This is a genomic window from Pseudoalteromonas sp. MMG033, from assembly GCF_057197785.1.
Map to the genome: position 1 here is coordinate 2544947 of NZ_CM170070.1, position 13715 is coordinate 2558661.

The 13715-nt window shown below is 41.8% G+C and carries 9 protein-coding genes and 1 tRNA gene; 5 read left to right on the forward strand and 5 right to left on the reverse strand.

The genetic code is table 11. The features are described 5' to 3' along the window. Nucleotides 1–15 precede the first annotated feature (15 nt). Nucleotides 16–999 (forward strand): RNA polymerase sigma factor RpoS, encoded by a 984-nt coding sequence (rpoS, locus tag AC2CZC_RS11065; protein WP_211036168.1) that lies wholly within the window; start codon nucleotides 16–18, stop codon nucleotides 997–999. 164 nt (nucleotides 1000–1163) lie between these two features. On the opposite strand, the gene AC2CZC_RS11070 is transcribed toward rpoS, so the two are convergent. The 3 genes from AC2CZC_RS11070 to pepA form a co-directional block, all read right to left on the reverse strand. Then, the gene (locus tag AC2CZC_RS11070; RefSeq protein WP_484581825.1) at nucleotides 1164–4010 is read right to left on the reverse strand and encodes a valine--tRNA ligase; all 2847 of its coding nucleotides are present in this window, start codon (nucleotides 4008–4010) and stop codon (nucleotides 1164–1166) included. 23 nt (nucleotides 4011–4033) lie between these two features. After that, nucleotides 4034–4480, reverse strand: coding sequence for a DNA polymerase III subunit chi (locus AC2CZC_RS11075; protein WP_484584879.1), 447 nt, complete (start codon nucleotides 4478–4480; stop codon nucleotides 4034–4036). A gap of 181 nt (nucleotides 4481–4661) precedes the next feature. Then, complete coding sequence (gene pepA / locus AC2CZC_RS11080) at nucleotides 4662–6173, reverse strand: leucyl aminopeptidase (RefSeq protein WP_063360774.1); 1512 nt, start codon at nucleotides 6171–6173, stop codon at nucleotides 4662–4664. Nucleotides 6174–6368: 195 nt separating this feature from the next. On the opposite strand from pepA, the gene lptF reads away from it, so the two are divergent. Both lptF and lptG read left to right on the forward strand, forming a co-directional pair. Further along, nucleotides 6369–7481, forward strand: coding sequence for an LPS export ABC transporter permease LptF (gene lptF, locus AC2CZC_RS11085; protein ID WP_063360773.1), 1113 nt, complete (start codon nucleotides 6369–6371; stop codon nucleotides 7479–7481). Next, nucleotides 7478–8545 carry an LPS export ABC transporter permease LptG gene (gene lptG / locus AC2CZC_RS11090; protein ID WP_484581826.1) on the forward strand — a complete coding sequence of 356 codons (1068 nt, stop codon included), beginning with the start codon at nucleotides 7478–7480 and terminating at the stop codon, nucleotides 8543–8545. The genes lptF and lptG overlap by 4 nt, the downstream gene beginning before the upstream one ends. A gap of 29 nt (nucleotides 8546–8574) precedes the next feature. Here the strand turns inward: lptG and AC2CZC_RS11095 are convergent, their stop codons facing one another. Next, complete coding sequence (locus AC2CZC_RS11095; protein ID WP_484581827.1) at nucleotides 8575–9072, reverse strand: RDD family protein; 498 nt, start codon at nucleotides 9070–9072, stop codon at nucleotides 8575–8577. A gap of 248 nt (nucleotides 9073–9320) precedes the next feature. Between AC2CZC_RS11095 and AC2CZC_RS11100 the strand changes: the two genes are divergently transcribed. Together AC2CZC_RS11100 and AC2CZC_RS11105 are read left to right on the forward strand one after the other, a co-directional pair. Next, nucleotides 9321–9405: transfer RNA gene (locus tag AC2CZC_RS11100), tRNA-Leu, on the forward strand. Nucleotides 9406–9936: 531 nt separating this feature from the next. Then, entirely contained in the window at nucleotides 9937–11757 is a 1821-nt protein-coding gene (locus AC2CZC_RS11105) for a sensor histidine kinase (RefSeq protein WP_484581828.1), read from the forward strand. Here the strand turns inward: AC2CZC_RS11105 and AC2CZC_RS11110 are convergent. Beyond that, nucleotides 11754–13583 carry a DUF885 domain-containing protein gene (locus AC2CZC_RS11110; RefSeq protein ID WP_484581829.1) on the reverse strand — a complete coding sequence of 610 codons (1830 nt, stop codon included), beginning with the start codon at nucleotides 13581–13583 and terminating at the stop codon, nucleotides 11754–11756. The two genes, AC2CZC_RS11105 and AC2CZC_RS11110, sit on opposite strands and share 4 nt — an antisense overlap. Nucleotides 13584–13715 lie beyond the last annotated feature (132 nt).

The following is a 13715-nucleotide window of genomic DNA, read 5'->3' on the forward strand; positions in this document are numbered from 1 at the left end:
CTTGGGAGGATGCTTATGGCTCAAACAGCAAAACAGAAAAGTAAAGTGAACCCGGAATTAGACGATAAGTTTGACGGGGTGGATGAAGACGGTCCTAACGAAGAACTTTTGGAAGACATTGACAGCGATGAAGAAGTTTTTGCAAAAGATGAGACAGTCAAGAACTTAGATGCAACTCAGCTATATTTAGGAGAGATTGGCTTTTCTCCATTATTGAGTGCAGAAGAAGAAGTATATTTTGCGAGAAAAGCACTCAAAGGGTGTGAGGCCTCTCGTAAAAGAATGATTGAAAGTAACTTAAGGCTAGTCGTTAAAATAGCGCGCCGTTACAACAATCGTGGTTTAGCACTACTTGACCTAATTGAAGAAGGTAATCTAGGCCTAATTAGAGCAGTAGAGAAATTTGATCCTGAAAGAGGTTTTAGGTTTTCTACATACGCGACATGGTGGATCCGTCAAACCATAGAGCGCGCCATCATGAACCAAACCCGCACCATTCGCTTACCTATACATGTTGTTAAAGAACTTAATGTATACCTCAGAACCGCTAGGGAGCTGACACAAAAGCTAGATCATGAACCGACAGCTGAAGAGATCGCCGAATGCTTAGATAGACCGGTTGAAGATGTCAGTAAAATGCTGCGTTTGAATGAGAAGATCACGTCAGTTGATACCCCAATCGGTGGTGATAACGATAAGGCTTTACTGGATATCATTGCAGATGAAAGAGGCTATGAGCCAGAAAGTGAAGTGCAAAACAAAGATATCAATCGACATATTGTTGATTGGCTTGGTGAGCTCAATCCGAAGCAGCGAGAAGTACTAGCACGACGATTTGGTTTACTAGGGTACGAGCCCTCAACGTTAGAGGATGTTGGTCGAGAAATTGGATTGACACGGGAGCGGGTAAGGCAAATTCAGGTTGAGGCGTTGCGTCGGCTCAAAGATATATTACAGCATGAAGGGCTCAGTACAGATAGCTTATTTGAGCAGCTTTAGGTTGGATTATTAATATAATGATTTTTCAGATGAGTCATTGCATATTTTTTGAATCTCATTGCTGAGGTTGCTGCTTCGAACTTTGTATTATGTTGTGATTACATGATGAATAAAAAAACCACGCTATTAAGCGTGGTTTTTGCTTTTATGAAGTCGCTTATTAATTAAAGCGACTCAATCTTAGACTTTTGTTCAAGCAACTTAGCTTTTGCATCACTGAATTCAGCAAGCTTCGCTTTTTCTTTTGCAAGCACAGCCTCTGGAGCGTTGTTAACAAACTTCTCGTTTGCTAGCTTCTTCTCTACTTGCGCAAGGCCTTTTTCTGCTTTTTCAAGTTGTTTTGCAATACGAGCAAGCTCTGCTTCGACATCAATCAGACCTGCCATCGGGATCATGATTTCTAAATCGCCGATAAATGCAGTTGCTGATGCAGGCGCATCGTCTTTATTCGCAAGAACTGTAAATGCTTCTAGCTTAGCCAATGAGCTTAAAAACGCTTGGTTCTCGTCTAGGCGGCGTTGGTCTTGCTCGCTGACATTTGCCAGTAGTACGTTAAGTGGCTTATTCGGGCTAATATCCATTTCACCACGAATGTTACGAATCGCAAGAATAAACTGCTTAACCCACTCAAGATCTTCCATTGCCTGTGCGTCAACTTGTGACTCATCAAACTCAGGGAAGGCTTGTAGCATAATCGTATTTGCTTCAAGGCCTGCTAATGGCGCTACACGCTTCCAGATCGTCTCTGTAATGTATGGCATTAGCGGGTGCATTAGGCGTAATAAACCTTCTAATACCGTGATCAGCGTATGACGGGTGCCTCGTTGCTGCTCTTCATTGCCTTTGAATAGTACCGGTTTAGTTAGCTCTAGATACCAGTCACAGAATTGGTTCCATGTGAACTCATAAAGCGTATTTGACGCAAGGTCGAAGCGGTAGTTATCCAAATGCTCTGTAAATGTTTGAACAGTATTTTGGAACTGACCCAAGATCCAGCGATCTGCCAATGAGTATTGCTTAGGCGCATCGTTGAAACCGCAATCTTGTTCTTCTGTGTTCATCAGAACATAACGACTTGCATTCCATAGTTTATTACAGAAGTTACGGTAGCCCTCTAATCGGTTCATATCCCAGTTGATATCACGACCAGTTGAAGCCATTGCTGCAAGGGTAAATCTCAGTGCATCTGTACCATGCGCTTCGATACCGTCAGCGAAAGTTTTACGCGTATTTTTCTCAATCTTTTTTGCTAATTGAGGTTGCATCATATTGCCAGTACGCTTAGTTACTAGGCTTTCAAGATCGATACCGTCAATCATATCAAGCGGATCTAGTACGTTACCCTTAGACTTTGACATCTTATCACCATTTTCATCGCGGATAAGACCTGTAACGTATACTGTTTTAAACGGCACCTGTGGGGTGCCATCATCATTCTTCACAAAGTGCATTGTCATCATGATCATACGAGCGACCCAGAAGAAAATGATGTCAAAGCCTGTAACAAGTACATCTGATGGGTGGAATACTTTTAAATCTTCGGTGTTTTCTGGCCAACCCTGAGTAGAGAAAGTCCAAAGTGCAGAAGAGAACCACGTATCAAGCACGTCATCATCTTGTGATAGCACAACATCATCAGCTAGATTATTTTCTTTACGTACTTCGGCTTCATCACGACCTACGTATACATTACCGTCAGCATCGTACCAAGCTGGAATTCTATGACCCCACCAAAGTTGGCGTGAAATACACCAATCTTGAATGTCGCGCATCCAAGAGAAGTACATGTTTTCGTATTGCTTTGGTACAAATTGAATGTCACCGTCTTCAACCGCTTTGATTGCAGGTTCAGCAAGAGGCGCTACACGTACATACCATTGATCAGTCAATAACGGTTCAATGACAACACCTGAACGGTCGCCATATGGCACGGTTAAGCTGTGGTCGTCAATTTTCTCTAATAGACCTGCCTGTTCAAATTCTTCGATGATCAATTTTCTTGCATCGAAGCGGTCTAAACCATGGAAGCGCTCAGGAATTGGCGCATCTAAAGTAAGCTCTTTACCATCAAAGGTGTAGCTTTCACCTTGCGTCAGTACTGCGGCATCTTTGTTGAATACGTTGATCATTGGAAGCTGGTGGCGTTTACCAACTTCATTATCGTTAAAGTCGTGCGCTGGCGTGATTTTTACACAACCTGTTCCTTTTTCCATATCTGCATGCTCATCGGCAACGATAGGGATACGACGATTAACAATAGGAAGTAAAATTTCTTTACCGATAAGATCTTGATAGCGCTCATCATCTGGGTTTACTGCTACGCCTGTATCACCCAGCATAGTTTCAGGGCGCGTTGTCGCAACGATGATATAGTCTTTACCGTCTTTGGTCTTAACGCCATCAGCAAGTGGATAGCGCAGGTTCCACATGTGGCCTTGCTTGTCTTTGTTTTCTACTTCAAGATCTGAAATTGCAGTGTGTAACTTTGGATCCCAGTTTACTAGGCGTTTACCACGGTAAATTAAGTCTTCTTTATATAGGCGAACAAATACTTCTTTAACAGCCTCAGATAGACCTTCATCCATTGTAAAGCGTTCACGGTCCCAATCTACAGATGCGCCAAGACGTCTAAGCTGCTTTGTGATCGTACCGCCTGATTCATTTTTCCATTTCCAGATGCGGTCAATGAACTCTTCACGACCAAGATCATGTCTTGTTTTACCTTCTTCAGCTGCAAGTTTACGCTCAACAACCATTTGAGTTGCGATACCAGCGTGGTCTGTACCCACCTGCCATAAAGTATTTTTACCTTTCATACGCTGATAGCGGGTCAGGGTGTCCATTATGGTGTCTTGGAATGCGTGGCCCATGTGCAGGCTACCTGTGACATTCGGCGGCGGGATCATGATTGAGTATGCGTCGCCTTGTCCAGAAGGCTTAAAGTAGCCTTTTTCTTCCCAGTCTTGGTATAAAGACTGTTCAATATCTTGTGGATTATAGGTTTTATCCATTACACAGAACCTTAAAAAATACTTTAGTTATCAATTTCTTTCGTTGAAATATTGGCGCCTATAGCGCGCAGTTGTTTGAACCTTTCCCGGGCAGCCTGTTTGGCCATTGGCTCGACTGGGACAAAGTCATATACTTGCTCAAATCGTCGGACAAAATCCGGGATATGTGTGGCAAGGTTTATCAGAATTGTACGTCGCCCAACTGGGGGCATTTGGCCAATTTCCACAGGAGCGCCACCTTTTGGGCCTTCTCCTTGTAGATTATGCGGTACAAAACTGTCAGCATCGAACTGCCACAAATGTTCATCAATTGCATGGGCTTTTTCTACCGTATCCACGTATATAAAAACACGTTGCCCAGCACGGTACAGTTTAGCAGCACTTCGCGCTGCAAGATCAAAATGAGCCGGAACTTGACGACTAGGCTCTTGGTCATGCTTTAACACTAAAAATTGTGCGTTGATTGACATGGCATGTGACTTATCTTCGGTACTGAATATAGCGTACAAAGTAAAAATACTTTGTGCCTGTCCAGCGTTCAAAATAAAGCCGCATTCTGACACAGAATACGGCTCTCATCAATCTACAGACGACCTTAGGGCGAGTTATTTAACCTTACCCAAAGATCTCGTGAGTATTTACTCAAAAAGTTTAATCTTGTAAACCATCCGTGATGTTTGCACGATTTAGCAAGTATTGCATTAGCATTGGCACTGGACGGCCTGTTGCACCTTTATTTGCGCCACTTTTCCAAGCTGTGCCCGCAACATCGATATGTGCCCAATTGTATTTCTTGGTAAATTTAGATAGGAAGCAAGCAGCAGTAATAGTGCCTGCTGGACGTCCACCTAAGTTAGTGAAATCTGCAAACGGGCTTTTTAGCTGTTCTTGATAATCATCCCACAGTGGCAGTTGCCAAGCTCTGTCGCCACTTTGTTCAGACGCTTTAAGCAAGTCGTGTGCAAGCGGGTTGTGGTTTGATAGTAAACCTGAAGCATGGTGGCCAAGCGCGATAATACAGGCACCTGTTAAGGTCGCAACATCCACAACCGTTTCAGGTTCAAACGCTTCAACATAGGTTAAAGCATCACACAATACTAATCGACCTTCTGCATCGGTATTCAGTACTTCAACAGTTTGGCCTGACATGGTTGTTAATATGTCGCCTGGGCGGTATGCACGGCTACTTGGCATGTTTTCGCAGCCAGCTAAAACGCCAATGACATTCAGTGGCAGCTGCATTTCTACCACCGCACGCATTAAACCAAGCACACCAGCGGCACCGCCCATATCGTATTTCATCTCATCCATGCCTTCGCCTGGTTTAAGTGAAATACCGCCTGAGTCGAACGTTAGACCTTTACCGACAAATACAACTGGTGCTTGTTTTTCTGATGCGCCGTTGTAATGGATCACAGACATGACAGATTCATTCTCACTGCCACGTCCAACTGCGAGGTACGAATGCATACCTAGCTCTTCCATTTCCTTTTCACCGACGAGGTTAACTGTGACGTTATCGAACTCTTTAGCTAACAGCTCAGCTTGCTCGCCAAGGTAACGTGGGTTACAAATATTTGGCGGCATATTGGCAACGTCTTTACATAGCTTTGCACCTGCAGCGATGGCTAAACCGTGTTCAATGGCGTTTTCACCAATGGTTAGCTCTCGGCGAGTTGGCACATTAAAGACAATTTTACGTAGCGGGCGTCGCGCTTCACTTTTTTTGCTTTTCAGCTGATTGAATGTATACAGGCAGTCTTGTGTGGTCTCAACTGCTTGTCTCACTTTCCAGTAAGTATCACGACCTTTAACATGTTGCTCAGTCAAGAAGCAAACCGCTTCCATTGAACCTGTTTCATTTAAGGTATTAATGGTTTTTGAGATAATCTGTTTGTACTGTTTATCATCAAGCTCGCGCTCTTTACCACAACCAACTAATAAAACACGTTCACTTAATACATTGGGTACATGATGTAATAACAGTACTTGCCCTGGTTTACCCTCTAGGTCACCACGGCGCAATAAATTGGAAATATAGCCTTCGCTGATTTTATCCAGCTGCTCACCAACTGGCGATAAACGTCGTGGTTCATACACCCCAACAACAATACAAGCACTGCGTTGCTTTTCTGGACTACCACTTTTAACGCTGAATTCCATTGCGACTCCTAAGTCTAAGTTATGCCATTTCAAACTTTAAATGCCAAACCACATCAAGTTAACTAAGTTACTTTAGTGCAGCTGCACTAGTAGGATATTTGATTTTGATGGCATATAATAAAGTGACTAAAATAACCAGTTTACTCAAAATTTCCTACTATTCCAGTGAAATGAGACGTTTTATAGGGGCGAACATTGCTAATTTTTCGATATTTGACTGCAGAAGTTTTAAAATCGCAGGTCGCCGTTTTCCTTACTCTAATGACGATTTTTCTCTCTCAAAAATTTGTCAAAATTTTAGCCGAAGCCTCAGGCGGAGGAATTCCAGGAAAACTCGTATTGTCGTTTTTAGCGCTTAATTTACCTAAATTAGCTGTATATATTCTGCCATTGAGTGTGTTTTTGGGCATTATACTGGCGTATAGCCGGATATACGCAGACAGTGAGATGACGGTGTTAAAGGCGTGCGGTGTGAGCGAGTGGTATGTTGTTCGCGTTACGCTTATTTCGAGTTTCTTTGTTGCATTAATTGCCGCGACGGTGAGTTTGTACGTGGCGCCATGGGCGGGTGAAAAACAAAACCAATTACGTGAACAAGCTAATGCAGAGTCTGGTCTAACACAGTTGCGAGCGGGACGTTTTCAGCAAACTGGCAATGAAAAAGCAGTGGTGTTTATTCACAATACCAGCGAGCAGGGCTCTGTTTTAAATAAAGTTTTTGTAGCTCAGTTGCCAGAAAAAGAGTCTAACAACGCAGCTCGAATTGTCTATGCACAACAAGGGGAAGTTGCTGAAGGGGAATCTGGAGAGCAACAACTTATCTTGAAAGATGGCAAGCGCTATGAAACGGATGGATTTAGTCAAGCATTAAACAAGACTGAATTTGGCAGTTATCAGGTTCAGATCCAAGAGCAAGAAATTGAACGCCGAAGACGTGAACTAGAAGACCTCCCTTCTAGTCGTTTGCTGGAGCTTAATACACCAGAAGCAATTGCACAATTTCAGTTGCGTATTGCTACACCTATTTCTATTTTGCTTTTAACCTTATTAGCGGTGCCGCTCAGTGTTGTAAATCCGCGCCAAGGCAAGTTTGCTAAGCTGGTACCTGCAATTGGCATTTATTTGGGGTACTTTATTTTACTCAATGCTGGTAAATATTTGGTGGCTGAGGGCAAGATCCCGCCTTCAGTGGGATTGTGGTGGATCCATTTATCAATTTTATTCATCGGGACTTATCTCATCGTCAAAGGCAGACCTTTTGGAGTATGGCTTAGATCTATGTTGAGAAAAAGGGAGGCTGTCGCATGATGAAAATGCTTGATTGGTATTTAGGTCGAAGTATTTTGCAAACTACGAGCTTCGCATTATTAGTATTTGTCGGCATAAATACACTTATTAAGTTCATCGAGCAGCTTCGCTCAGTCGGTCGAGGTACTTATGAAGTGTCTGATGCACTATTATTCACTCTGTATAGTGTGCCAAGTGACATCGTGGTGTTTTTCCCTATGGCTGCGCTGATAGGCGGTTTGACGGGGCTGGGGGCGTTGGCCTCAAGCAGTGAGTTAGTGGTGATGCAAGCTGCGGGTATGTCACGCCTACAAATTATTGGGTCGGTGATGAAAACCGCGATCATATTAGCAATATGTATGATGGCTCTAGGAGAGTGGGGAGCACCGGAAGCCGAGCGTACCGCTAAACAGTTAAGAAATCAGGCAATTTATGGTGGTGAAGTCTACGATGCACAGAAGGGACTATGGGCAAAAGACGGAAATAACTTTATCAATATAGCCAATGTTGAGAAGTCAGGTGAACTGACCAATATCAATATTTATCACTTTTCTGATGACTTAAACTTAGAAAAAATAACCAGAGCACAGTCTGCAGTCACCTCTGAACAAGGATGGATGCTCAAAGCGGTAGAAGAAGTGCAAATTAGTGACGAACAAGTTAGCACCTACTATGCGCAAACAAAGCTTTATGGTTCTCAGCTTACGATTGATAGGCTAGGAGTTGCTTCATTTGAGCCCGAGTCTTTGTCATTTACAGGCTTATTATCGTACTTAAAATACCTTGAGCAAAACGAACAAGATACCAGTAATTACGAACTGGCGTTATGGCGAAAAGTGATGCAACCAGTCACGATTGCGGTGATGTTGTTGGTTGCCTTGTCATTTATTTTTGGACCATTACGTTCAGTGAGTATGGGGGCAAGAATTATTATGGGCGTGGTAACTGGCTTGATCTTCCATTTGAGTAATGAAGTATTTGGCCCAATTGTCATGGTGTATCAAATTTCGCCGTTTGTTGGCGCAGTCATGCCGAGCATTATTTTTACACTCGTGGCAATGTATTTTTTACAGCGAAGACAATAGAAAGGCGCCAATGGCGCCTTTTTCATGTATCAATCTAAGCTATCGTAGACTCTTTTGTTTTCTTCTTTACTGAGCACGAGTACTTCAGTCCCGCTTAGTAAGTCTTGCAGTGCACGCTTGTGCTTTATATCAATGAGCACAAGTACGTTTCCCAAGCCTAATAAAGCTGTTAGGCTCCTTAATATAGCTTGAGGCCAGGTTAGCAATTTACCATCAGGGTTTTGCACTTTCAGTCGCCAAGCTCTCATACCAATTGTTTGACCGCTTTTTGTCCAGAAATACGAAAAAAAAGAGACTGACACAATAACAAGCAATATTGAACGGCTGTAATATAAAGTGGGTGTTGTTTGAATAAGGGCTGACACATCTTCATGTCCTTCCAATGAGTACCACCCTAGAGATAGCATGCCTTGAACTAGGCCCAAAAAAACCACGGTTGTGAGCATTGCAAAAGCGATAACAACGAGCGCATCATATATTAACGATGCCACTCTTCTATTAAACCCAGCACGAGGAAAAGTTGACATTTAAAAACCTATCTAAAATCGTATCGCGATATTTTACACTTAATATAGACACTTATAGATAAAACCTCGATATTTTATGATTTTGGTCAAATACAAAGCACTTGAACATATTTATTAAAAAAATTGCTTGCGGGGCTGTCACATATTTGTATAATGCAGGGCATAGAGACGAGGGCAAATAAAAAAAGCCTAAGCTCAAAGTGGTTTTTCTTTATCTTCTCAAAGCTAGAAGATTAAAGAAAAATGATGCCAGTGTGATGGAATTGGTAGACATGACGGATTCAAAATCCGTTGCCTTCGGGCGTGGCGGTTCAAGTCCGCCCACTGGTACCACTTTTTATAGCCTCAGAGTTTTCTGAGGCTTTTTTATTTGTATCTCAGAAATTTACACTTCACTTTTTTATCTTCATACCCAGTATAAAAACAGCTTCCTGCAGTTTTAAAGTTTAGACTTAAAATTACTCTTGTAGCTTGATTGGTGCCTTATAAACACTTAGCAGATAACTTTTTTCTTTTGGGGAAAGTTTAAGGCCTTCTAAAATTTCCATATCGATTTTGACAGGTTCATCGTGTTTAATCATGTAAATAATAGAATCAGCAAGGCGTACTTTATTCCGCGTAGACATTTGGACATAAGTTGTATATATGACAGCAGGTACTATGAGTATTAATAATACGAATAGGGCTATGAAAATTTCCATTTTATTTCTCGCAGGCAGAAGTCAAAAACAATGATGTCAATTGTTGGCATAAAATAGTTCATAAAAAGATATTCTGACTTTGAAATGCTCTCTTTCGCAGAAAAGTTTAATAAATACCATAATAATTTTCTTCGACTAAACTTTAGTTGGGGCAAAATTCAGTATGAGGCAGTTTGTGCAGTTAAGGCAGTCACTTTTACTTTTCAAAACAGCAGCAGTAGGATCAGCCATTGTGATCATTATTGCAAGTTGGTTTCTCTACGTTCAATTACAACAAACAAGGCTGTTAAATGATCATTTGTTTCAATTACAAACACAAATCCAGCGTTTATTAGACCAAGAAGAACGATTTCTTATCGAGCGTCAAAGAGATAGCCTCGCTTCCATTGAGGATGATAGATTCTCTTACCGAGAAAGTTATAGTGTGCTGCTCAGTATGTTAGTTGCCCAGCAACGAGACCTTGACCTGCTGTTTAAGCTAGATGAAGAGGTGAAGCGTTTTACACTTAAATATGAACAGCTGGCTTCAATGCAAGCTCTGCTGGGGTATGATAAAGAAGAAGGTGTTTATGGCAATTTTAGGCGTCAAGCACATGCGCTGCAAGATATTGCCAAGCAAACATCATATCCGCAATTGGAAATACTTTTGTTGGAGTTACGGCGTCGAGAAAAGGATTTTTTGTTGCGACTAGATCCTAATTATTTATTGATACATCAAGATCTACTAGCTCGAACAGAGCAGCTTATTACTACCCAGTTTCCCGACAAGTCGCAGGACTTGATGTCTATACTAAATCAGTATCAACAAGGGTTTAAGACTTATATTAGTGTGTTACAGCAGCAAGGGCTAGATCACAGCCAAGGCGTAAGAGCTGAATTGCATCAGTTAAAGCTCTCAATCAGAAGCCACTTCGAAGTTGTATCAAAACAACTGTTTAATGAAGACCTGACTGAGAAGCAAAACTTAATCCTCACGTGTCTTGTGATCATTGTCCTGATCAGCTGTTTTAGCCTGCTGTTGTTGTATATTCTTAATACCCGCATTTCTGACCATATTATTTCTATCAGCCGTGTACTCAAAAACGTTGCACAGCATGAGGACTTTTCGATCCGCGTTAATATTGAGGGAGAAGACGAAATTGCTCAAATAGCCCATCATTTGGATAGTCTACTGGCATTTATAGAAACGTTGCTAGAACGTCTCAGTGCTGCTCAACAAAGATTGATTGAAGAGGCGAAAATGGCCAGTTTAGGCAATATGGTCAGCGGTTTTGCCCATGAACTTAATACGCCGTTGGGTGTGGCAATTACTAGCCAATCTCACCTGAAAGAGCAAGTTGAAGTACTTAAAAAGGACTTGGAATCAGGACAGCTGCAAAAGCATGCATTAACGAACTTGATAGCAGAGGCCGAGTCTGCACTGTCTCTATTAGAAAACAATTTACTGCGGACAGCCTCGCTGATCGATGATTTTAAAAAAGTGTCGGTACAGCAAGAATATGATGAGATACAAGAGTTCAATCTTAAGGCCCTTGTGAGTGGCGTACTTGATTGTTATCAGCATGAGTTAAGCACGCCTGATTATCATATGGAGATAGAAATTCCAGAGCAGTTAATGCTCAAAAGTTACCCGAATGTATTTGTTCAGGTTTTTACCTACAGTCTCAGTAACTGTATTCAGCATGCAAAAAGAGAGGGTCAATTACTTAACATTGTTATTTCTGCTTTGGTCGTGAACGATTATATACACCTCTATATTAAAGATGATGGTAAAGGCATAGATAAAGAGTTATTGCCGATTATTTTTGAACCATTTATAACAACACAAAGAAATCAAGGTGGTATTGGGTTAGGTCTAAGCATTATTTATAACTTAGTGACACAAAAACTTGGCGGGGAAGTGAAAATACAAAGCCCCGCGCATGGCGGGGCTTGTTTGCATATTATTTTAGCTAATTCGCCTTTTCGATTAGCGGGTGATTAGCCTTTTTTGCTCGCAACCCACTGATCAACGAATTGCTCAAGTACGTTAAGTGGAACTGGTCCATTTTTAAGTACAACATCGTGGAATTCTCGGATATCGAACTTATCACCCAGTTCTTTTTTCGCGGCTTCACGCAGTTCAACAATTTTGATCATACCGATTTTGTATGCTGTTGCTTGGCTTGGCATAACAATATGCCTTTCAACCATTTTAACGGCATCAGACTTGGCATTTGGCGTGTTGTTTACATAGTAATCAATACCTTCTTGGCGCGTCCACTTCATTGCGTGGATACCAGTATCAACAACTAAACGACATGCACGCCATAGTTCCATCGCTAGACGGCCAAAATCTGAATATGGGTCTTCATATAAGCCCATTTCTTTTGGTACTAGCTCAGAGTAAAGTCCCCAGCCTTCAGTGTACGCAGTATAGCGACCAAACTTACGGAACTTAGGCATGTTCTCAAGTTCTTGAGCTATTGCAATCTGCATGTGGTGACCAGGTACACCTTCGTGGTAAGCCAAAGCTTCCATTTGGTATGTTGGCATCGCTTCCATATCATACAGGTTTGCGTAGTAAATGCCTGGGCGAGAGCCATCAGGTGTAGGTTGCTGATAAAACGCTTTACCTGCCGCTTTTTCACGGAATGCCTCTACACGCTTAACAATCATGTCTGCTTTTGGTTTTACAATGAAAAGTTCATCAAGGCGAGACTTCATGTTATCGATCATTGCTGTAGCATCGGCAAGGTATTTTGCTTTACCTTCTTCAGTATTCGGCAGATAGAATTGCTTATCTGTTCTCATAAACTCCATAAATGCTTTAAGGTCACCTTTGAAACCAACCTTTTCTTTGATTTCACGCATTTCGTCATGGATACGAGCGACTTCTTCTAAACCAATTTTATGGATCTCAGCAGCAGAAAGTTTCGTTGTGGTAGTACGCTCCAATGCCACGTTGAAGAACTTCTCACCTTCAGGGAACTTCCATACGCCATCTCTATCATCTGCACGCTTTTCAAGCTTGTGTAAATAGCTGATCAGTTTGCTATAAGCTGGTTTGACGGCAGAGGTCAAAGCGTTGTTTGCTTGTGTAATTAACGCGTCTTTTTCACTTTGAGCAATCTCTAATTTTGCGACTTTTCTTTTGAAATCAGCTAACAATGTAGAGTCATCACCTGCTGCGAATGGCGCGCCTTTGATGATGTTTTTGCTTGAATCGATAACATGAGGAAATACAAACTTAGGTGCAATAATACCTGCATCAGCGCGTTTGCCTAAATCTTCAATGAGTTGATCGAATACATTCGGTACACCATTTAAACGCGCAATATAAGCTTTCGCATCTTTCACATCAGAGATCTGGTGTTGGTTAATCAAAAATGCAGGGATCATCGAGTGAGTGCCAAACATTTGATTTACAGGGTAAGAGTAACGACGCCATTTAAAGTCTTCGATTTCTTCTTCTAAACCTTGTTTAAATAGGTCATAGCTTACTTGAGTTTGCAGGTCTAACTTACTTCTGTCGATGGCATTAATAGCAGCAAGGTCTTGTTTCGTTAGCTCTAGATCTTCTAGTTGACGTGCTTCAGAGCCGTCATCCCATTTATCATAGTCTTTTTTAATACCTAGGTAGGTTTGGTAGATAGGACTACGCATTACACTGCGATTAAATGACTCTTCAAATAACGCATTTGCTTTTTCTACTTCACTTTGAACAACTTGTTGCACAGGAGTAACTGGTTTTGGTTGCTCAGCTGTTTGCTGACAGCCTGCCAGTAACGTTGCTGATATTGCAGCAGCGATGATGGTAAGTTTACGCATGTTTTACCCTTTTTTCTTTTTAAATCTTGTAGACATCATTAGCCTAACTGAAGATAAACCTCAGTGTAGGCCATTATATGTTAAGCGGCGAGCGACAGCTACAATAAGCGTTAATGCAAACTTTATAGCTAC

Excerpts from the sequence above, each read along its gene's own strand:
- AC2CZC_RS11110 (WP_484581829.1), bottom strand. The coding sequence starts at position 13,583 with ATGCGTAAACTTACCATCATCGCTGCTGCAATATCAGCAACGTTACTG.
- AC2CZC_RS11095 (WP_484581827.1), bottom strand. The coding sequence starts at position 9,072 with ATGTCAACTTTTCCTCGTGCTGGGTTTAATAGAAGAGTGGCATCGTTA.
- pepA (WP_063360774.1), bottom strand. The coding sequence starts at position 6,173 with ATGGAATTCAGCGTTAAAAGTGGTAGTCCAGAAAAGCAACGCAGTGCT.
- AC2CZC_RS11075 (WP_484584879.1), bottom strand. The coding sequence starts at position 4,480 with ATGTCAATCAACGCACAATTTTTAGTGTTAAAGCATGACCAAGAGCCT.
- AC2CZC_RS11070 (WP_484581825.1), bottom strand. The coding sequence starts at position 4,010 with ATGGATAAAACCTATAATCCACAAGATATTGAACAGTCTTTATACCAA.
- AC2CZC_RS11105 (WP_484581828.1), top strand. The coding sequence starts at position 9,937 with ATGAGGCAGTTTGTGCAGTTAAGGCAGTCACTTTTACTTTTCAAAACA.
- rpoS (WP_211036168.1), top strand. The coding sequence starts at position 16 with ATGGCTCAAACAGCAAAACAGAAAAGTAAAGTGAACCCGGAATTAGAC.
- lptG (WP_484581826.1), top strand. The coding sequence starts at position 7,478 with ATGATGAAAATGCTTGATTGGTATTTAGGTCGAAGTATTTTGCAAACT.